The organism is Mitsuaria sp. WAJ17 (assembly GCF_014174515.1).
Taxonomy (GTDB): Bacteria; Pseudomonadota; Gammaproteobacteria; order Burkholderiales; family Burkholderiaceae_C; genus Roseateles_B.
Map to the genome: position 1 here is coordinate 148,376 of NZ_JACJUG010000005.1, position 19,099 is coordinate 167,474.

General features: G+C 67.7%; 15 protein-coding genes. 5 read left to right on the forward strand and 10 right to left on the reverse strand.

The window, feature by feature from the left end; translation table 11 throughout:
* Positions 1 to 148: 148 nt before the first annotated feature.
* The 3 genes from H5407_RS05920 to H5407_RS05930 all read left to right on the forward strand — a co-directional run bounded on the left by H5407_RS05920 (position 149) and on the right by H5407_RS05930 (position 3,653).
* The gene (locus tag H5407_RS05920; protein ID WP_183103511.1) at positions 149 to 2,446 is read left to right on the forward strand and encodes an NADP-dependent malic enzyme; all 2,298 of its coding nucleotides are present in this window, start codon (positions 149 to 151) and stop codon (positions 2,444 to 2,446) included.
* A 330-nt stretch (positions 2,447 to 2,776) separates the two neighbouring features.
* Positions 2,777 to 3,211, forward strand: a complete 435-nt coding sequence (locus H5407_RS24190; protein WP_404935593.1) for a ribonuclease domain-containing protein — start codon at positions 2,777 to 2,779, stop codon at positions 3,209 to 3,211.
* Positions 3,212 to 3,257: 46 nt separating this feature from the next.
* Positions 3,258 to 3,653, forward strand: a complete 396-nt coding sequence (locus tag H5407_RS05930; RefSeq protein ID WP_183103513.1) for a barstar family protein — start codon at positions 3,258 to 3,260, stop codon at positions 3,651 to 3,653.
* Between the two features lie 688 nt (positions 3,654 to 4,341).
* On the opposite strand, the gene rsmA is transcribed toward H5407_RS05930, so the two are convergent.
* The 3 genes from rsmA to H5407_RS05945 are packed head-to-tail and all read right to left on the reverse strand — an operon-like array spanning position 4,342 to position 8,879.
* Positions 4,342 to 5,103: a 16S rRNA (adenine(1518)-N(6)/adenine(1519)-N(6))-dimethyltransferase RsmA gene (gene rsmA, locus H5407_RS05935; RefSeq protein WP_183103514.1), complete on the reverse strand. Its 762-nt coding sequence runs from the start codon at positions 5,101 to 5,103 to the stop codon at positions 4,342 to 4,344.
* 13 nt (positions 5,104 to 5,116) lie between these two features.
* Positions 5,117 to 6,445 carry a peptidylprolyl isomerase gene (locus tag H5407_RS05940; RefSeq protein ID WP_183103515.1) on the reverse strand — a complete coding sequence of 443 codons (1,329 nt, stop codon included), beginning with the start codon at positions 6,443 to 6,445 and terminating at the stop codon, positions 5,117 to 5,119.
* Positions 6,438 to 8,879: an LPS-assembly protein LptD gene (locus H5407_RS05945; protein ID WP_310737621.1), complete on the reverse strand. Its 2,442-nt coding sequence runs from the start codon at positions 8,877 to 8,879 to the stop codon at positions 6,438 to 6,440. The genes H5407_RS05940 and H5407_RS05945 overlap by 8 nt, the downstream gene beginning before the upstream one ends.
* A gap of 195 nt (positions 8,880 to 9,074) precedes the next feature.
* On the opposite strand from H5407_RS05945, the gene H5407_RS05950 reads away from it, so the two are divergent.
* Positions 9,075 to 10,124, forward strand: a complete 1,050-nt coding sequence (locus H5407_RS05950; protein WP_183103516.1) for an aminoglycoside phosphotransferase family protein — start codon at positions 9,075 to 9,077, stop codon at positions 10,122 to 10,124.
* A gap of 17 nt (positions 10,125 to 10,141) precedes the next feature.
* Here the strand turns inward: H5407_RS05950 and H5407_RS05955 are convergent, their stop codons facing one another.
* From H5407_RS05955 to argS, 7 genes are all read right to left on the reverse strand, one after another.
* Entirely contained in the window at positions 10,142 to 11,089 is a 948-nt protein-coding gene (locus tag H5407_RS05955) for a LysR family transcriptional regulator (RefSeq protein WP_183103517.1), read from the reverse strand.
* Between the two features lie 56 nt (positions 11,090 to 11,145).
* The gene (locus H5407_RS05960; protein WP_183103518.1) at positions 11,146 to 12,654 is read right to left on the reverse strand and encodes an RNA polymerase factor sigma-54; all 1,509 of its coding nucleotides are present in this window, start codon (positions 12,652 to 12,654) and stop codon (positions 11,146 to 11,148) included.
* 12 nt (positions 12,655 to 12,666) lie between these two features.
* Positions 12,667 to 13,440, reverse strand: coding sequence for an LPS export ABC transporter ATP-binding protein (gene lptB / locus H5407_RS05965; RefSeq protein WP_183103519.1), 774 nt, complete (start codon positions 13,438 to 13,440; stop codon positions 12,667 to 12,669).
* Complete coding sequence (lptA, locus tag H5407_RS05970) at positions 13,437 to 14,072, reverse strand: lipopolysaccharide transport periplasmic protein LptA (RefSeq protein WP_183103520.1); 636 nt, start codon at positions 14,070 to 14,072, stop codon at positions 13,437 to 13,439. Before lptA ends, lptB begins: the two co-directional genes overlap by 4 nt.
* Positions 14,073 to 14,228: 156 nt before the next feature.
* Positions 14,229 to 14,891, reverse strand: coding sequence for a thiol:disulfide interchange protein DsbA/DsbL (locus tag H5407_RS05975; protein ID WP_183103521.1), 663 nt, complete (start codon positions 14,889 to 14,891; stop codon positions 14,229 to 14,231).
* 63 nt (positions 14,892 to 14,954) lie between these two features.
* On the reverse strand, positions 14,955 to 15,620 hold the full coding sequence (locus tag H5407_RS05980; protein ID WP_183103522.1) for an SPOR domain-containing protein: 666 nt from the start codon (positions 15,618 to 15,620) through the stop codon (positions 14,955 to 14,957).
* A gap of 83 nt (positions 15,621 to 15,703) precedes the next feature.
* Positions 15,704 to 17,428, reverse strand: coding sequence for an arginine--tRNA ligase (gene argS, locus H5407_RS05985; protein WP_183103523.1), 1,725 nt, complete (start codon positions 17,426 to 17,428; stop codon positions 15,704 to 15,706).
* Between the two features lie 140 nt (positions 17,429 to 17,568).
* Between argS and H5407_RS05990 the strand changes: the two genes are divergently transcribed.
* Positions 17,569 to 18,969, forward strand: coding sequence for a serine/threonine-protein kinase (locus H5407_RS05990; RefSeq protein ID WP_183103524.1), 1,401 nt, complete (start codon positions 17,569 to 17,571; stop codon positions 18,967 to 18,969).
* The last annotated feature ends 130 nt before the right edge of the window (positions 18,970 to 19,099 follow it).

The following is a 19,099-nucleotide window of genomic DNA, read 5'->3' on the forward strand; positions in this document are numbered from 1 at the left end:
CGGCTGGGGCGCATGCCGATTCGGCATGGCGGCGTCAGCTGGCGTCAGGACCCGGCTCCTACAATCGCCGCCCACCCCGGCTTGTCCGGACAGGCGCCAGGGCGTAAGGCCCAGCACCGGTTCCGGCCCTGAACGACGAGACCTGTCCATGCCCACTGCTGAACAAAAACGCGCCCAGCTCCGCCAAGCCGCCCTGGAGTACCACGAATTCCCGACGCCGGGCAAGATTGCCGTCACGCCCACCAAGCAGTTGGTCAATCAGCGAGACCTGGCCCTGGCCTATTCGCCCGGCGTGGCCGCGGCCTGTGAAGAGATCGTGGCCGATCCGGCCAATGCCTTCCGCTACACCTCGCGCGGCAACCTGGTCGCCGTGGTCACCAACGGCACCGCAGTGCTGGGCCTGGGTGACATCGGCCCCCTGGCCTCCAAGCCCGTGATGGAAGGCAAGGGCGTGCTGTTCAAGAAGTTCGCCGGCATCGACGTCTTCGACCTGGAGATCCAGGAGCGCGACCTCGACAAGCTGGTCGATGTGATCGCCTCGCTGGAGCCCACCTTCGGCGGCATCAACCTCGAGGACATCAAGGCGCCGGACTGCTTCTACGTGGAGCGCAAGCTGCGCGAGCGCATGCAGATCCCCGTCTTCCACGACGACCAGCACGGCACGGCCATCGTGGTGGGCGCCGCCCTGCTCAACGGCCTGAAGGTGCTGGGCAAGGACATCAAGCAGGTCAAGCTGGTGACCTCCGGCGCCGGTGCCGCCGCCCTGGCCTGCCTGAGCCTGCTGCTCAAGCTGGGCCTGCCGCGCGAGAACATCTGGGTGACGGACCTGGCCGGCGTGGTCTACGAAGGCCGCACCGAGCTGATGGACCCGGACAAGGCCCAGTTCGCCCAGCCCACCGAGCTGCGCAGTCTGCGCGAGGTGATCGCCGGGGCCGACGTGTTCCTGGGCCTCTCGGCCGGCGGCGTGCTCAAGCCGGACATGGTGGCCAGCATGGCCGAGCGTCCGCTGATCTTCGCCCTGGCCAACCCCACGCCCGAGATCCTGCCCGAGGAAGTGCAGGCCGTGCGCAATGACGCCGTGATGGCCACCGGCCGCACCGACTACCCCAACCAGGTCAACAACGTCCTGTGCTTCCCCTACATCTTCCGCGGCGCCCTGGACTGTGGCGCGACCACCATCACCGATGAGATGGAAATCGCCGCCGTACACGCCATCGCCGAGCTGGCCCAGGCCGAGCAGAGCGAGGTGGTGGCCGCCGCCTATGCGGGCGCCACGCTGAGCTTCGGGCCCGAGTACCTGATCCCCAAGCCCTTCGACCCGCGGCTGATGATCAAGATCGCACCGGCCGTGGCCCAGGCCGCCATGGACTCCGGCGTGGCCCGCCGCCCCATCGTCGATTGGGACGCCTACCGCGAGAAGCTGCAGAGCTTCGTCTATGCCTCGGGCACGACGATGAAGCCCATCTTCCAGATCGCCAAGCGGGCCAATGCCCACAAGCGCGTGGCCTATGCCGAAGGCGAGGAAGAGCGCGTGCTGCGCGCCGTGCAGGTGGTGGTCGATGAAGGCCTGGCTCGCCCCACGCTGATCGGCCGCCCCTCCGTCATCGCGCAGCGCTGCGAGCGCTTCGGCCTGCGCCTGCAGGAAGGCCGCGACTACGACATCGTCAACGTCGAGCAGGACCACCGCTACCGCGACTACTGGCAAACCTACCACCGCCTGACCGAGCGCAAAGGCGTGACCGAGCAGCTGGCCAAGATCGAGATGCGCCGCCGCCTGACGCTGATCGGCTCCATGCTGCTGCACAAGGGCGAGGTCGATGGCATGCTCTGCGGCACCTGGAGCAACACCGCCATGCACCTGCAATACATCGACCAGGTCATCGGCAAGCGCCCGGGCGTCAAGACCTATGCCTGCATGAACGGTCTGATCCTGCCGGGCCGCCAGGTCTTCCTGGTCGACACCCACGTCAACTACGACCCCACGGCCGAGCAGCTGGCGGAGATCACGGTGATGGCCGCGGAGGAGCTTCGCCGCTTCGGCATTCGGCCCAAGGCCGCCCTGCTCTCGCACAGCAACTTCGGCTCCAGCAACAACCCCTCCGCCGTCAAGATGCGCGAGGCCCTGGCCCTGATCCAGCAGTCCGCGCCCTGGCTGGAGGTGGACGGTGAGATGCACGGCGACACCGCGCTGGACGCCAACTACCGCACCCAGCTGATGCCGCGCACCACGCTGTCGGGCGAGGCCAACCTGCTGGTGATGCCGAACATCGACGCCGCCAACATCAGCTACAACCTGCTCAAGACGACGGCCGGCGGTGGCATTGCCATCGGTCCGGTGCTGCTGGGCGCGGCCAAGCCCGTGCATGTGCTGACGCCCTCGGCCACCGTGCGCCGCATCGTCAACATGACGGCCCTGACCGTGGCGGACGCCAACGCCGCCCGCTGAGTTCGAGCCGGGAAGCCCCGGGCCCGGGAGGGCCCGGGCAGGCATGCCAACAAGCCTGCAGTGATGCTGCGACGCGGTAAGTTCCAGGAGTCCGCCAACCGGATTTGCACATTTTTTGTGCAATCGTCCGTGTGAAACACGCGCTCTTCATAAAAGTTTGTGACGGCTCACTGAGCCCAAATTCTGGGCAAAAAGTGAGTATTTAAGCCCGCCATAAGCATGGTGTGCGCACACTCACATTGCCGCATTTCTAGGCATCGGCAAAAACCTCGGCTTGAGATTTCCGGGGGGCTTCGGTACCATCTTGCCTTCAGGATTCAGGGTAAACCCGTGTTTTTGCTCGATCGGTCAGGGCCTTGGCCCGCGTGGCAACAGTGGGGCAGCCGCCTTGCTGCTGCCGTCTCAGTCGCCGTGGTCTTGGCAACTGCGCCCAGTGCGCAGGCCAAGGAAAACGCCAGCACAACCGACGCAGCGAGCAGCACGGTGGCCTTGTCGGCCTTGCCGCGCGAAGCCCAGCAGACCCATCAGCTGATTCTTTCCGGGGGACCTTTCCCCTACGCGAAAGACGGCGTGGTCTTCGGCAATCGCGAGCGGCAGCTGCCGAAGAAGGCCCGCGGCTTCTACCACGAGTACACCGTCAAGACGCCCGGCGCTCGCAACCGGGGCGCCCGGCGAATCGTGTGCGGCGGCCAGCCCCCCAGCAATCCCGAGGTTTGCTATTACACCGAGGATCATTACGCGAGCTTTCGCAAGATCGTGAAATGAGCAGCGGCGCACCCAGTTCTGTGACCATTCTAGGAGGAACGTGACCATGCTTTTGCAGACCGTCCGTCCCAATATCGTGCAGGCCATACGGGCCTACCGCGTAGAGGACTTGATGCAGGCGGCCCAGGCGGCCGGCCAGCATTTCCTCTACGCCAACCTGACCGAGGCGGAGTCCAAGCAGGATGTGCTGGAAGGGATCGCGCAGTCCTTCCTCTTCCCTGCCCATTTCGGCAAGAACCTCGATGCGCTGTATGACTGCATGACCGACCTGGTCCACAAGTCGGGCGCGCAGCCGGGCTTTGTCGTGGTGCTGGAGCAGCTGCCGGACAATCTTCGCTTCGACCGCGAGTCCCGCGAGCAGTTGCTGGATGTGTTCCGCGATGCCGCCGACTACTGGGCGGATCGCAAGGTCCCCTTCCGGTGTTTCTATTCTTTTCAGTAGCCCGCTCCCAAGAAAACGGGTCATGGGAGCGGGCTGCTGAGGTGGCCCCGGTTGCTGAGAAGCCTGCAACGAAGAGCAGCAAGGCTGCTGCCAACGCCAATTTCGGCATGAACATGCCAATGATGAGCAGCGCCTTCGATACGGCCATGTGGCTGAGCGCGGCATGAGACCACCCCCTACGGCCTGACGGCCCCTTGCAGGGCGCACCGGGCCAGAGGCCCGGTCCTTCGGCAGGCATAAACGCCAAGGCGTTTGTGTCCGGCCTCAGCCCCCTCAAGGGGGCACGCCCGGCGGCCCGGCAAAGCCGGATCAGCGGTATTCGCTGGGGGCGAAGCCCATCGGGTGATACCGGTAGGCTTCTTTGTTTCTGGGGTCGTTCGCATGGGGGCACTGGGCACCCCGCTCGGCCCAAAAGGCGGCGGCATGAAGGACTGCTCAGCAGCGGCTGCCGCCGGCGGTCAGTCCCGAGTCATTCGCCTGCTCTCGGCCATTCGAGGTTTATCCAACACCTACCCTCAGGTCAGCGTGATGCACGGCCCTGGGCTGCGCGACGGGCAGGTGTCGGACAAACCTAAACTTTTGCTGCCAGTGGACACGCCGGAACAGAACGACGGCACCTTGCCCGAACCCGTCGTCACGCACGCCCTACGACGTGGTCAAGAAAAAAGCCCGCTCATGGCGGGCTTGATCATTTCTGGAGCTGCTGCGCCAGGGCCACGAACTCGTGGACCGGTACTTCCTCGGCGCGGCGCTGGAGGTCGAAATGGCCCTGGAAGCCGCGCTGGGCGAGCCAGACGCCCAGGCTGTGGCGCAGGAGCTTGCGGCGCTGCGAGAAGGCGGCGGCGACCATCTGCTCGAGCAGGGTCGAGTCCAGCACCGGCGGCTGGGCCAGCGGAATCATGCGGACGATGGCGGAGTCCACGCGCGGGGGCGGGTCGAAGCACTCGGGCGGCACGTCCAGCACCGACTCGATGTCATAGCGCCACTGCAGCATCACGGACAGCCGGCCGTAATCCTTGCTGCCAGGCGAGGCGGCCATGCGGTCCACGACTTCCTTCTGCAGCATGAAGTGGTGATCGACGACATGGTCCACGAAGCCCAGCAGGTGGAAGAGGATGGGCGTCGAGATGTTGTAGGGCAGATTGCCCACCACGCGCAGCTTCTTCCCTTTGGATGCGGCGATGGCCGCGAAGTCCACCTTCAGTACGTCGGACTCAATCACCTCCAGGTCGCCCCGCTTGCGCAAGCGGGCGGCGAGGTCGCGGTCCAGCTCGATCACGGTCAGCGGCTGGATGCGGGCCAGCAGCGGCAGGGTCATGGCGCCCAGGCCGGGGCCGATCTCCACCATGGCATCGCCGGGCTCCGGCGCGATGGCGTCGATGATGGACTCGATCATCGCGCCATCGGTCAGGAAGTGCTGGCCAAAACGCTTGCGGGCGACGTGCTGCATCAGGCGCCTTCGCTCACTGCCATTCGCGCATTTCGATGAAGGCGTTGGCGCGCAACTCCTTCAGCCAGTCCTTGTAGGCGTCCTCATAGCGGCGCTCGCGCAGAGCCACCTTGGCCTGCTCGCGCAGCTGCTTGGGCTCCAGTTCGACCTGGCGGCGCTCCAGCACCTGGATCATGTGCACGCCATAGCGGGACATCACCGGCCCGGAGATGCCCTTCAGCGGCAGCGCATTCATGGCCTCCTCAAACTCCGGCACAAAGTTGCCGGGGCTCACCCAGCCGAGGTCGCCGCCATTGGGGGCACTGCCGTCCTCGGAGTTGTCCCGGGCCACCTGCTCGAAGCTCAGCTGCCCGGCCTCAATGGCCCGCTTGAATTCCTGCAGACGGCGAGCCGCCACCTCAGCCGTCAGCTGCTGCGAGGGGCGCAGCAGCACGTGGCGCGAATGGGTCTGGGTAATGACGTTGGGATTGGCGGCGGCCTCGCGGGCCAGCAGCTTGATGATGTGGAAGCCCACCTCCGAGCGGATCAGGCGCGGATTCACCTGGCCGGGCTTGAGATCGCGCACGGCATCGACGAAGACGTCCGGCAGGCGTTCCGCCTGGCGCAGGCCCACCTCGCCGCCGCGGTCCTTGTTGGCATCCTCGGAGAACTCGCGTGCGATCTTGGCGAAGTCCTCGCCCGACTTGATGCGGGCCAACGCCGTCTCGGCCCGAGCCTTGCGCTCGGCCACCTGGGCCTCGCTGCCCTTCTCGGGGATGGGGACCAGGACCTGGGCGATGTTCAGCTGCGGGTTGCTGTCCGCCTTGGCCTGGCGCTCGTCCAGGTAGCGGTCGATGTCACCGTCAGTGATGCTGATGCGCTTCTGCACCTCGCGCTCGCGCACCCGCTCCATGAGCATCTGGTCGCGCAGGTTCTCGCGGAAGGTCTTGAAGTCCATGCCGTCGGCCTTCAGGCGTTCCTTCAGCTCGGCCATGGACAGCTTGTTCTGCGTCGCCACATTGGCCACCACGCGGTCCAGCTCGGGGTCCTCGACGCGCTGCCCTGTCTCGCGAGCCAGGGTCACCATGGCCCGCTCTTCGATCAGCGCATCCATGGCGGCCTTGCGCAGCTCGTCCATATTGGGGTTGGCCTCGCCTCGGCGGCGGGCTTCCTCGCGCGCGCGCTCGGCCCGCAGGGTGATCTCGCTGGCCGCCACGACGTCCTGGTTCACCACCACGGCGATATGGTCCCCGGGCTTGATGCGGCTGGCGCCGGACTGGGCTGCAGCCAGGGGCACCACACCGGCGTACAGGCCGGCGCAAAGGCCAGCGACAAGAATGGAGCGTAGGGACAGATCAGTCATAGATGCCATGAGAGCTGGCCGAGCGGTCTGAGCTCAGCTGACGGTAACCGGGGATATTGTCCTTCAAGACCTTGAGCGCATTGGAACCGAGCTGGGAGAGGCCCACCAGCTCAATCTGCAGCAGCAGGCGCGTGTTGGTCTCGGCGCGGCCGGCGGAGAGGCGCTCGGCGCCCACGCGCAGCACCCAGCAGCCTGCGTCGTACTCGAAGCCCACCACCGAATCCGTGAGGCGGCGGTCGCGCATGCTGTACTGCACACGGCCCGCGCTGTACCAGGCGCCGCCACAGCTGCCGGCACTGCTGCGGCGTTGCGGGCGCTCAGCGGCGCCAAACAGAGGCCACTGCCAGGCCAGCTCCACCTGCTCGCTCTGCTCGCGGGCCAGGCGGTAGGCCACGCTGACCGTGCGGAAGGGGCCCGGCGCATAGCGGGCGCGCAGCACGGAACGCATGGTCCGTCCGGCCTCGGGGCTGTACTGCAGGGCGCCGTCCATCCACCAGCGGCGATCCAGGTGGGCGGCCCCCAGCAGCAGGACGTCGGAGACTCGCTGCGACACCGGCTTGTCATCCGGCGTGACGCGCTGATCGGCAAAGAGGAAGCGCTGCACCAGGCCCAGGCGCAGCATTTCCTCGCCCTGCGCGGCATCCAACCAGCGCGAGGTCACGCCCGCGGTCAGCGAATGGGCGTCGGACACCCGGTCCACGCCAGAGAACTGGTTCTCGGCGTAAATGGAGTCGGCGTTGAAGTCCTTGGCGGCACTGTCGAAGCGCGGGAAGAGGTCCTGCTGGCGATACGGCGTGCGCACGTACAGCAGACGGGGCTCCAGGCTCTGCTGCATGGCGCGGTCGAACAGGGTCGTGTTGCGCTCGAAGACCCAGCCATGGTCAAGGCTGAAGGTCGGGATGCTGCGGCCCAGGCTGGTGCGGCCGTCGGCCACGGCTTGGTCCAGGCGGTAGCGCGCGGCATTGAGCGAGACCTTGGGCACCAGCCACCAGGCGGCGCCGCCCATGGGCAAGCTGACGTGGCCCAGCATGTGCAGGCGCTCGCCGGTGTTCGGCACGGGCAGCAGCTTCTTGCCCTCCGGATCCGACGGATCCAGCAGTTGCCTCGAGGTGGTCAGGTCGAAGCGGTTGTATTCCAGCTCCAGGCCGCCCTCCAGGCGGGCGCGACGACCCCAGGGGCGGAAGCCGGCCAGCACCAGGTCGTCGGCCTGTGTGTTGAGCCGAAGGCCGACCTGCGGGGAGCGCTGGTAGGGGGTTTCAAACTGCGCGGCCACGTCCAGGCCCTGCAAGGCCTGCCAGCGCTGCACGCGGGCATAGCTCTGCATCTCGCCCCAGCCGTAGCTGCGCAGGCGGCTGAGGCTGAAATCCGCCGGCAGCAGACGCTGCGGCACGTTCTGCAGGCGCCGGGGCATGTCCTTCCAATATTCGTCGTCGGACACCCGCTCCAGGCGCCAGCGGTAGCGCCAGTCGTCCATCAGTTCGCCATCGTGGCTCAGGCGCAGGTCCCAGCGGCTGCGGTCGATGATGCGGTCGCGCGGCAGCAAGGCCAGGTTCAGCTGACCGGCATGGCCGGGCTCGAGGTAGCGGAACTCGCTGTCAAGACCTGCGCCGCGGCGCGTCATGAAGAAGGGCGTGAGGGTGGCGTCGCGCTGCGGCGCGATGTTCCAGTAGTAGGGCAGGCCCAGCTCGAAACCGCTGCGATTGTCCAGGCCCAGATTGGGCGGCAGCCAGCCCGACTTGCGGCCCTCGCCCAGCGGGAAGCTCAGGGCAGGTGCGGCCAGGATGGGTACGCCGTAAAAACGCAGCACGGCGTCCTCGGCCACACCTTCGTTGGCGTCGAAGTTCATGCGCAGCTGCCGGGTGGTGAGCTGCCAGGCCGGCCGGCCGCTGCCTTCCTCGACGGGGCAGCTGGAGTAGGTCGCCCCCTGCGCCTCCACGCGCGAGGCGTCGATGAATCGCAGGCGTTGCGCACGACCGCTGCCGCCGGTCAGCGCAAAGCTGTACTGGGGCGAGAGGAACTCCCCCTCAAACTTCTCCAGGTACAGCTGCAGGCTGGGCCCGCGCACCACGGTGCCGTTGCGGCTGACCTCCACCGAGCCTTCGGCCCGGGCGAGGTCCTTCGCCTGGTCATAGCTGAGCTGGTCCGCGCGCAGCAGCAGGTCGCCGTAGCGCAGGCGGACCTGGCCCTGGGCAAGGGTCTGGGTATCGACCTGACTCTTCAGGGATTCGGCCTCCAACACCAGGGCTGGCTTCTGCTCGGCATTGCCCGAGCGGGCCGTGTCCAGGCTGCGGGCCGGCTTCAGTCGCGGCGGGATGGCCTCGGGGTCCAAGGTCTGGGCACCCACGCCCATGGCCGCCAGCGCCAGGGGCGTCAGGGCAAGCAGGGAACGCAGGGGGGGCAGCGGGGATGGCAGGACGGAAGCGGGACGCAGCACGGCGACGGCATCGTTCGAAGTGGAGTGGCAGCCTGCGGGGCAGGCCGGCGCTCGCCATGATGGCGGTTTGTAGAATTCATTATCCATGAGCCGGCCACCGCGTCCCCCTGCCATCAGGCAGGGAAGGGACAGGAACTGGTTCGCATCCCCCTCCGACTGCGGCCCTGTCTGCGCCGCCCTGATCAGCAATCGCCCATGTCCACTGTTTCCTGGCCCGATCCCGCCCGTGCCGAGGTCCTGCACCACTGGCTGCAAGGCCTGGAGCCCGCACTCGGCCTGCGCGCCGACACCCTGCGCCCAGCCAGCGAGGATGCCAGCACCCGCCGCTACCTGCGCCTGGACTCGGCGCGGGGCCCGCTCGTGCTGATGGACGCCCCGCCCGCCAGCAATGACCTGCGTCCCTTCCTGCAGGTCGGCGCGCAGCTCAAGCAGGCCGGCCTGCACGCACCCCAGGTGCTGGCCAGCTCCACGGAGCTGGGCTTCATGCTGCTGGAGGACCTGGGCGACACGCCCTATCTGCAGGCCCTGCTGCAAGCCGAACCCAAGGAGGCCGACCGCCTGATGCGTGCCGCCATCGGCGCCCTGGTGCAATGGCAGTCGCGGGCCGACGCCAACAGCCTGCCCGCTTATGACGAGGCCTTCGTGCGCCGCGAGCTGCAGATCTTCGTCGATTGGTGCGTGCTCAAGGAACACGGCCGCCAGTGGTCCGCGCAGCAGCAGAACTGGTGGGAGATGAGCTGCAAGGTCCTGGTGCACAGCATGCTCGATCAGCCCATGGTCGCCATGCACCGCGACTACATGGTGCGCAACCTGATGGTCTGCGAGCCCCTGCCCGGCATCCTGGACTTCCAGGATATGGTGCGCGGCCCGATCTGCTACGACATCGCCTCCCTGCTGCGCGACGCCTTCATCTCCTGGGACGAGGAGCGCGAACTGGACTGGGCCATCCGCTACTGGGAGCAGGCCCGTCGGGCCGGCCTGCTGTCCTCCTGCGACTTCGGCGACGACTTCGGCGAGGTCTGGCGCCGCATCGAATGGTGCGGTCTGCAGCGCCACCTGAAGATCCTGGGCATTTTCTGCCGCCTCAAGCACCGTGACGGCAAGCCCCGCTATGCCGAGGACCTGCCCCGCCTCTTCGCCTACGCCATCAAGGTGAGCACGCGCTATGTGGAGCTGTCCCCGCTGACCCAACTGCTGCAAGACCTGCGCGGCAGCCTGGTGCAGGACGGCTTCAGCCTGCGCTGACGCCGCCCGGGCCCGGCTCAGGGGCTTGCGCAGCCCGCGGCCTCCAGCCAGGGGTCGTGATCCTGGCCGCCGAAGACGCTGACCAGGAAGTCCAGGACGACGCGGGTCCGCGCCGGCAGGAACTTGCGCGAAGGCATGGCGGCCCAGATGTCGTAGCTCTGCAGCTGCCACTGCGGCATGACCCGCTCCAGCGCATGCTCCATCAGCGCGTCCTCGATCATGAAGGACGGCAGGGCCGCGATGCCCAGGCCGTGCAGGGCGGCGGCGTAGTTGGTGTCGTTGTGGCCGGTGGTCAGCACGCCACGGCGGCACTCGCCCTCGATGCGCTCATCGGGTGCCTCGCGCCGGCCACGCACGAAGACGATGCCTCGCTGCTGGATGGCCAGGGGCGGCACCAGCACGTCATGCTGCGGCAGCTCCTGGGGATGCTGGGGCCGGCCGCGGCGCTGCAGGTACTCCGGCGCAGCACAGAGAATGACCTCGGTGCGTGCCAGGCGCCGCGCCACGAAGTCACCCTGCAAGGGCTCCTTGGTGCTGAGGATGCTGATGTCGAAGGCCTCGTCGATCTGCGTCACCGGGCCCGGCGAATGCAGCTCCAGGGTCACGTGCGGGTACTGCTGGTGAAAGCGGGCCAGGTGCTTGGCCAGCTGGTGCACGGCGATGGCCGGCGGCACCAGCACCCGCACATGGCCGCGGGCCTCGTGCGTTGCGGACTGCACCAGGGCCTGGGCATCCTCCAGCTCCATCAGCACGCGACGGCAGCGCTCCAGGTAGGCCTCTCCCACCTCGGTCAGGGCCAAGCGGCGGGTGGTGCGGTTGAGCAGCCGCGCGCCCAGGTGCTCCTCCAGGTCGGCCACCAGGCGGGTCACAACGGCAGGCGCCAGGTCCAGCGCGCGGGCCGCGCCGGCGAAGCTGCCCTCATCGATCACCCGGGCGAACACACGCATTGCCTTGAGCTGGTCCATGGTCTGGGTCTACGTGCCTAGGCTGGGGTCAGGTCTTGCTTGCCAGGCCCGAAGGGTCAGGTCTTGCGCATATTGGCCGGCGCGATCTTCAGGGCCTCGCGGTACTTGGCCACCGTGCGCCGGGCCACCTGAATGCCCTGCTCCTCCAGCATGCTGGCCAGAGCACTGTCGGACAGCGGCTTCTTGGTGTCCTCGGCCGCGACGAACTGCTTGATCAGGGCTCGCACCGCAGTGCTGGAGGCATTGCCGCCGGTCTCCGTCGCCAGGCCCGAGCCGAAGAAGTACTTGAGCTCGAAGGTGCCCCAGGGCGTGGCCATGTACTTGGCCGTGGTCACGCGGGAGATGGTGGACTCGTGCAGGCTGAGTTCGTCGGCGATCTCGCGCAGCACCAGGGGCTTCATCGCCAGCTCGCCGTGGGTGAAGAAGCCCTTCTGGCGCTCGACGATGGCCTCGGAGACCCGCAGGATGGTGTCGAAGCGCTGCTGGATGTTCTTGATGAACCAGCGCGCCTCCTGCAGCTGCCCGCCCAGCGGCGAGTTGGTCACGCCGCCGCGTGTCTGGCGCAGGGCCTGGGCATAGAGCTCGTTGATGCGCAGCTTGGGCGCCACCTCGGGATTGATCATGACCCGGAAGCCGCGGCCCGACTTCTGCACGATGACATCAGGGATCACCGCCTGCGCCACATTGCGAACAAAGGGGCGGCCGGGCTTGGGCTCCAGGCGCGCGATCAGGGCCTGGGCCTCTCGCAGCAAAGGTTCGTCAGCCCCGGTCAGCGAGCCAAGGCGGCGCAGGTCGCGCCGGGCCAGCAGCTCCAGGTGCTGCTTGCAGATCAGGATGGCCACTGCCTGCACCTGGCTGCGCGGCTGGGCGCGCAGCTGCAGCACCAGGCACTCGGAGAGGTCGCGCGCGCCCACGCCGGCGGGCTCCAGGCTCTGCAGCCACTTGAGCGCGCAGCGCAGGCGGTCCAGCAGCTCCTCCTGCACTTGTGCATCGCCCTCGGGATTCAGGCTGGAGGCGATCTCCTCCAGCGAATCCTCGAGATAGCCGTCGTCGTTGAGGGACTCGATCAGTACCAGCAAGGCCGCACGGTCTTCGTCGCAGAGGCTCATGCCGGCCATCTGCGACTGCAGATGCTCCTGCAGGCTGATGCTGCCGGCGTCGGTGTCGCTGCGCTCGTCGCCGTCGTCGCCGGGTGCGGCATTGCCGCTGGGCAGCTCGCGGATGCCATCGAAGTCGTCGCCCTCGGTGCCGTTCTCCCAGTCCTCGCGCTCGGTGGTGCCGAAGTCCTCGGCCCGCATCTCGCCCAGGGCCTCCGTGCCATCCTCGCCCGCCGAGCCCGTGCCCTCATCGGCGCCGTTACCGGCCGGAGCCTGCAGCTCGGCGCGCGCCGGCTCCTGGCGGGTCTCGAACTCTTCCTCAGTCTCCAGCAGCGGGTTCTGGGCCAGCATCTGCTCGACTTCCTGGTTCAGCTCCAGGGTCGAGAGCTGCAGCAGCCGGATGCTCTGCTGCAGTTGGGGCGTCAGCGAGAGGTGCTGGGAAAGGCGGACCTGCAGGGAGGGCTTCATCGACGGCCGCCCTTACATGCGGAAGTGTTCGCCCAGATAGACCTTGCGGACCTCGGGGTTCTGGACGATCTCGTCCGGCTGCCCCTCGGCCAGCACGCGGCCCTCGCTGATGATGTAGGCCCGGTCGCAGATGCCCAGGGTCTCGCGCACGTTGTGGTCGGTGATCAGCACCCCGATGCCGCGCGCCTTGAGGAAGCCAATGATGCGCTGGATCTCCAACACCGCAATCGGGTCCACGCCCGCGAAGGGCTCGTCCAGCAGGATGAAGCGCGGCTGCGTGGCCAGGGCACGGGCGATCTCCACCCGGCGGCGCTCGCCGCCGGAGAGGGCCGGCGCCGGGCTATCGCGCAGCTTCTCGATGCTGAGATCGGCCAGCAGGCTTTCCAGCATCTCGCGCACCCGGGACTCGGGCCAGGGCTTGCCCATGTCGTCCTGCTGCAGCTCCAGCACGGCGCGGATGTTCTCCTCGACGCTGAGCTTTCGGAAGATCGAGGCCTCCTGCGGCAAGTAGCTCAGGCCCAGGCGCGAGCGCTGGTGGATGGGCAGGCGCTGGACCGGCTGGCCATCGATGCGGATCTCGCCGGCATCCGCCCGCACCAGGCCCACGATCATGTAGAAGCTGGTGGTCTTGCCGGCGCCGTTGGGGCCCAGCAGGCCCACGACCTCACCACTGTGGACGGCCAGGTGCACGTCCTTGACCACCTTGCGCACGCCGTAGCTCTTCTGCAGGCCTTCGGCCTCCAGGCGGCTGGGCGGCCCGGCTTCGAGGGCGGAGCGCTGGGTCATGGCATCTTGCGCAGAGGCTGCAGGCCGGGGCTGGGCTGCAATTGCAAGGCAGGCGTCGAGGCCGTGGGTGCGGGTGCCGAGGCACTGCCGCGCGGGCTCATCACCAGGCGCACGCGACCATTGGGCTGCAGGGCGCCCTGGCCGCCTTCCACGCCGAAGACCTCGGTGCGGTTGTCATAGACGATGACGGCCCCGCTGACCTCATCCACCACCAGGCTGCCGCGCATGCGGCGCACCACTGCATTGCCGATGAAACGGACGGTATCGGCGCGGCCGTCGTACTCGAGCTGGTCGGCATAGCCCTGGATGGACTCGCCGGGCACGTCGCGGTCCTGGCGGAAGCTGACCGGCTTGCCCGTCTCGCCCTGGGCATAGGCCAGGTAGAAGCCGTCGGCGCCTTCCTGGATGTCCATGCGCTCGGCCTTGAGCTGCATGCTGCCGCGGCTCAGCACGACATTGCCGTTGAGCTCGGTACGCTGGCGGACCACATCCAGGCGCCCGCCCTTGTCGGCACTGACGCTCAGGGGCTTGTTGGCATCGTCCCGGGCCGCATGGGCCGGGTTCATGCCGATCAGGCCCATCGACAGGGACAGGCACAGCAGGGCGGAGGCTCGCAAGCCGGTGGCAGTCATACAGCGCTCGGACGAAAGTTCAGGGATGGCGCGCCCCGGCAGCCCGGGCGCCCGAGGGCGCACAGTGCAAGGCACGGTTCTTGCAGACCATTCTGCCACGAGGCGGCCCCTGCCAGCCCCCATGGCCGGGGGCTTGGCGTGCCAGGCGGCAGGGGTTCAGGCGCCCTGGCGGGCGCGCTTGATCAGAAAGTCCAGGACGGCCAGGGCACGCAGGCCGCTCTGCTCTTCGTCGATGCGCATGCCCGAGCTGGCCATGGCCGGCGAGGTCAGGAAGCGTCCGGCCACGCCCACTGTGGGCACGCCCTCGATGCGGAAGCCTTCGGCCAGCTTGTCGGCCTGGCTGCACTTGTTGTTCACGCCGAAGGAGGCATAGGTGTCCTTGAACTTGGCCGCGTCGATGCCCTGCTTGGACAGGAAGGCGGTCATGGCCTCGAGTTCGTCCAGGCGCTGGCCCTGGCGGTGGATGGCGTCGAAGATCTTGCCGCGCACTTCCGTCTCCTTGCCCATCACCTCGAGAGCGAAGAAGGTGCGCTGGTGCACCCGCATGTTCGGGCGGAACAGCACATGGGATTTGCGGAAGCTCACGTCGGCCGGCAGCTGGGCCGTCCAGGCCCCCAGGGCGGGCTCGAAGATATAGCAGTGCGGGCAGCCGTACCAGAAGAACTCCACCACCTCGATCTTGCCAGCGGTGGTGGGCAGGGGCTGCTGCAGCTTCTGGTAATGCCGGCCCTCGACGGGGCCGCCCTGGGCCTGGACGGTCAGGGGCAGGTTCAGGGCCACCAGGCTGGCGGCGGCGAATTCACGGCGGTTGATGCTCACGGCATTCTCCTGGATCGATGGGGCGCGGATCGCGTGGATGGGGCAGGACGCTGGACCATTGGCTCAGCGTGCGACACGGGCCAGATTGGCCTCTATGCCGGCGGCCTCGACCTTGCTGCGCTGGGCCTCGGCTTCGTCACGGTTCTCAATGGGACCGATGCGGACGCGGTAGACCGTGCGGCCCGACTGCTCCTTCTCGTAGACCTTGGACGAGAAGCCGGCCATGGCCAGCTTGGCGCGCTGCGCCTCGGCATCCTCGGGCTTCAGGAAGGCGCCGGCCTGCACGAAGTACAGGCTGGCGGCATCCGCGGCGGCCTTCTCGGCCGTCTTTTCGGCGACCTTTTCCATGACCTTGTCGGTGGACTTGTCGGCCGCCTTGTCGCTCACTTTGTCGGCCGGCTTTTCCGCGGGCTTGTCGGCCGGCTTGTCCACGGGCCGGGCCACTTCCTGCGGCGCGGGGGCCGAAGCGGGCTGCGCCGGGCTCAGCACACCGCTGGCGCTGCGCGCGGCCTTGCCGGCCAGCGGGGCATTGGGGTCCCAGTTCCGGTTGCGCGCCGCTTCCTCGGCGTCCTGCTCGGCCGTGCGCTGCGGTACCTTGTTCACGAAGGGGATGGGTACCTTGGTGATGTAGAGCGCCACACCCAGCGCAATCGCCAGGCCCAACAGCAGGCCCACGATCAGCCCCAGGACAAATCCACCGCGCTGCTTGCCAGCTTCAGCCTTGCTCATGCCATCTCCATGCTCGCGGCCCCGCCTGGGGCCGACTCTTCAACGCGGCGGATTCTAGGCTCGCCGACAGGTTCGGACAGCGCTCAGGCCACGACCTCGCGCGCCATGACTTCCGGCGCGCTGACGCCCAGCACCGCCAGGGCATTGCGGATCACCTGGCGGGTGGCTGCCAGCAGGGCCACGCGGGCACGGGTCAGCTCGGGGGCCTGGTCCAGCACGCGCTCGGCGGCGTAGTAGCTGTGATAAGCGCCGGAGAGATCGCGCAGGTAGAAGGCCACGTCGTGCGGGGCCAGGTCTTGCGCGGCGCTGCTGAGCATGCGCGGGTAGTCCGCCAGCTTGAGCATCAGCGCGGCTTCGGTGGGCGCCGTCAGAAGGCTGAGGTCGGCGCCGGCCAGGCCGGCCTCATCGCCGCCCTGCTCGGCCCACTTGCGGATCACCGAGCAGATGCGCGCATGGGCGTATTGCACGTAGAACACCGGGTTCTCGTCGTTCTGCTTCAGGGCCAGATCCACGTCGAAGGTGAACTCGGTGTCGGCCTTGCGACTGATCAGGAAGAAGCGCACGGCGTCGCGGCTGGTCCAGTCGATCAGGTCGCGCAGGGTCACATAGGAGCCGGCGCGCTTGGAGATCTTGACCTCCTCGCCGTTCCTCATGACCGTGACCATCTTGTGCAGGATGTAGTCCGGGAAGCCCTGCGGAATGCCCAGGCTCTGCGCCTGCAGACCGCCGCGCACGCGGGCGATGGTGCCGTGGTGGTCGGTGCCCTGGATGTTGATGCACTGGGTGTAGCCGCGCCCGAACTTGTTGACGTGGTAGGCCACGTCCGGCACGAAATAGGTGAAGCCGCCCTCGCGCTTGCGCATCACCCGGTCCTGGTCGTCGCCATAGTCCGTCGAGCGGAACCACAGTGCGCCGTCCTTCTCGTAGGTCTTGCCGCTGTCGATCATGCGCTGCACCGCGGCTTCGAGCTGGCCGTTGGCATAGACGCTGGATTCAAGGAAGTAGTTGTCGAACCTGAGGCCGAAGGCCTGCAGGTCCAGGTCCTGCTCGTGGCGCAGATAGGCCACGGCGAACTGGCGAATGCCGTCGAGGTCCTCTACATCGCCCGAGGCTGTGAACTCACGGTCATCGGCCTTGACCGTTTCCTTGCGCCGGAAGGCGTCGGCGATGTCCTGGATGTAGTCGCCGTTGTAGAACTTCTTGGTGTCGGGATGGTCGGGATCGGTGGGCCAGCAGGCGTCGCCTGGCTTGAAGCCCTTGAGCCGCAACTGCGTGGAGTGGGCCAGCGTGGCGATCTGCACGCCCGCGTCGTTGTAGTAGAACTCCCGGGTCACATCGTGGCCCTGGGTCTTGAGCAGCGAGCAGATCGCATCACCCAGCGCGGCCTGGCGGGCATGGCCCACGTGCAGCGGGCCGGTCGGGTTGGCCGAGACGAACTCGATCATCACGTGCTTGCCGGTTGCCGGACGGTCGCCGAAATGGCTGCCGGCGCCCAGCACCTCGGCAATGACCGCCTGCTTGGCTGCATCCTTGAGGCGGATGTTGATGAAGCCCGGGCCGGCGATCTCCATCGCCGAGACCCAGCGCTCGAAGGCCGGACTGGCCTGCAGCTTCTGGATCAGCTGCTCGGCCAGCGCGCGCGGGTTGGCCTTCAGCGGTCGCGCCAGCTGCATGGCGGCCGTACAGGCCAGGTCGCCATGGCTGGCCTGCTTGGGCGATTCGAAGGCCGGGGCCAGGGTGGCCTCGGGGCTGAGAGTGTGGATGGCCTCGCCCAGGGCGGCGAGCAGTTCCTGCTTGGCTTGGATCATGGGCGCGATTCTACGAAACCCCCCGCCCCGCACCCGGGCCCGGGTGCTTGTGCCATCGCGGAACAGCTGTTGCCTGGGCCTGTTACTGCCTGTTCACGGTCTTGCCTCGCCTGGGGGCCTGGGGCAGGATACGAGCCGTCATGAGCATTGACTCCCGCACACTCGCCAGTTCCGTGCCGTCCGCGGGCTCCGATGCCCTGGGCCCGATCTCCTCCCGGGACCTCCCCGCCTACATCGGCAAGTACAAGGTGCTGCGCCAGCTGGGCGAAGGCGCCACCAGCGACGTCTTCCTGGCCCTGGACGAGTTCCGCGGCCTGGAGGTGGCCATCAAGCGCCAGCGCGCCTGGGCCAGCCAGCAACGCGAATCGGCGGAAGGGCAGATCAGCTGGCGCTTCTTCGCCGCCGAGGCCGCGCTGGCCGGCCGGCTGCAGCACCCGAACGTGGTCCAGATCCTGGACGCCGTGCCCGACGCCGACGCCCCCTTCCTGGTGATGGAGTACGTGCCCGGCGTCACCCTCAAGAGCTTCTGCCGCAGCGACCGCCTGCTGCCCCTGGACCAGATCGTGGAGCTGGGCTTCAAGTGCGCCATGGCCCTGGGCTATGTATTCCGCCAGGGCGTCATCCACCGCGACGTCAAGCCGGCCAATCTGCTGGCCGTGCTGGACACCCAGGGGCAGGTGACCGATGTCAAGGTCAGCGACTTCGGCAGCGCCCTGAACCTCAATGCCGACCAGACCCAGATCCATCGCGTGGGATCCCTGGCCTACATGCCGCCGGAGCAGATCGAGGGTGGCGATGTCGGCTGCCAGGCCGACATCTACGCTCTGGGCGCCGTGCTCTATCACCTGATCGCCGGCCGCCCCCCCTTCGACGCGCCCAACCAGATGGCGCTGATGCACCAGATCTACCACCAGGTGCCCCAGCCGCTGACCGATCTGAGGGGTGGAGTGACGGCCGAGCTGGACGCCGTCATCCAGAAGGCCCTGTCCAAGCACCCGGCCGAACGCTACGCCGACTGGGACAGCTTCGCCACCGCCCTGTCCGAGCTCGTGGCGAAGCAACTGGTGCCGCTGGCGCGGCTGTACGAGGTCAAGGACTCGGAGCGCTTCAACCTCGCGCGCGGCCTGGAGTTCTTCGCCGGCTTCGGGGATGTGGAGCTGTGGGAGGTAGTGCACCGCGCCAAGTGGCGCCGCTACCCCGAGGGCCATGCACTCTACAAGAAGGGCCAGGAGGGCAACAGCTTCCACATCATCGCCGCGGGTGAGGTGGAGGTCTTCCGGGACGGCCAGCAGGTCGCGACCCTGGGCACCGGCACCTCGGTGGGCGAGATGGCCTATCTGGCGCCCAACCCGGAACTGCGCCGTCACAGCACGGACATCCGCGTGACCGAGGTCTGCACGACGATTTCCTTCACGCCCGAGTCCCTGGCCCTGCTGAGCCCCGAATGCCAGCACCGCTTCGACCGGGCCTTCATCCAGGTCCTGGTGCGGCGCCTGCATGCCGCGCACGAGAGCATGGCCCATCCACGAAGGATCCTCTGAGCGCGGTCAACCGGAAGACCTCGCCAGGCATTGAGTTCCCACGGCGCCACCCATCTCAGGCAAGACCTGACCCCGGCGCCTCCCGACAGCAGTTCCAGGCAGTACCCATTGTTGTTCCCGAAGTCCACAA

Coding starts and splice junctions, on each gene's coding strand:
- H5407_RS05920 (WP_183103511.1), top strand. CDS start 149: ATGCCCACTGCTGAACAAAAACGCGCCCAGCTCCGCCAAGCCGCCCTG.
- H5407_RS05930 (WP_183103513.1), top strand. CDS start 3,258: ATGCTTTTGCAGACCGTCCGTCCCAATATCGTGCAGGCCATACGGGCC.
- rsmA (WP_183103514.1), bottom strand. CDS start 5,103: ATGCAGCACGTCGCCCGCAAGCGTTTTGGCCAGCACTTCCTGACCGAT.
- H5407_RS05940 (WP_183103515.1), bottom strand. CDS start 6,445: ATGACTGATCTGTCCCTACGCTCCATTCTTGTCGCTGGCCTTTGCGCC.
- H5407_RS05950 (WP_183103516.1), top strand. CDS start 9,075: ATGTCCACTGTTTCCTGGCCCGATCCCGCCCGTGCCGAGGTCCTGCAC.
- H5407_RS05955 (WP_183103517.1), bottom strand. CDS start 11,089: ATGGACCAGCTCAAGGCAATGCGTGTGTTCGCCCGGGTGATCGATGAG.
- H5407_RS05960 (WP_183103518.1), bottom strand. CDS start 12,654: ATGAAGCCCTCCCTGCAGGTCCGCCTTTCCCAGCACCTCTCGCTGACG.
- lptB (WP_183103519.1), bottom strand. CDS start 13,440: ATGACCCAGCGCTCCGCCCTCGAAGCCGGGCCGCCCAGCCGCCTGGAG.
- lptA (WP_183103520.1), bottom strand. CDS start 14,072: ATGACTGCCACCGGCTTGCGAGCCTCCGCCCTGCTGTGCCTGTCCCTG.
- H5407_RS05980 (WP_183103522.1), bottom strand. CDS start 15,620: ATGAGCAAGGCTGAAGCTGGCAAGCAGCGCGGTGGATTTGTCCTGGGG.
- argS (WP_183103523.1), bottom strand. CDS start 17,428: ATGATCCAAGCCAAGCAGGAACTGCTCGCCGCCCTGGGCGAGGCCATC.
- H5407_RS05990 (WP_183103524.1), top strand. CDS start 17,569: ATGAGCATTGACTCCCGCACACTCGCCAGTTCCGTGCCGTCCGCGGGC.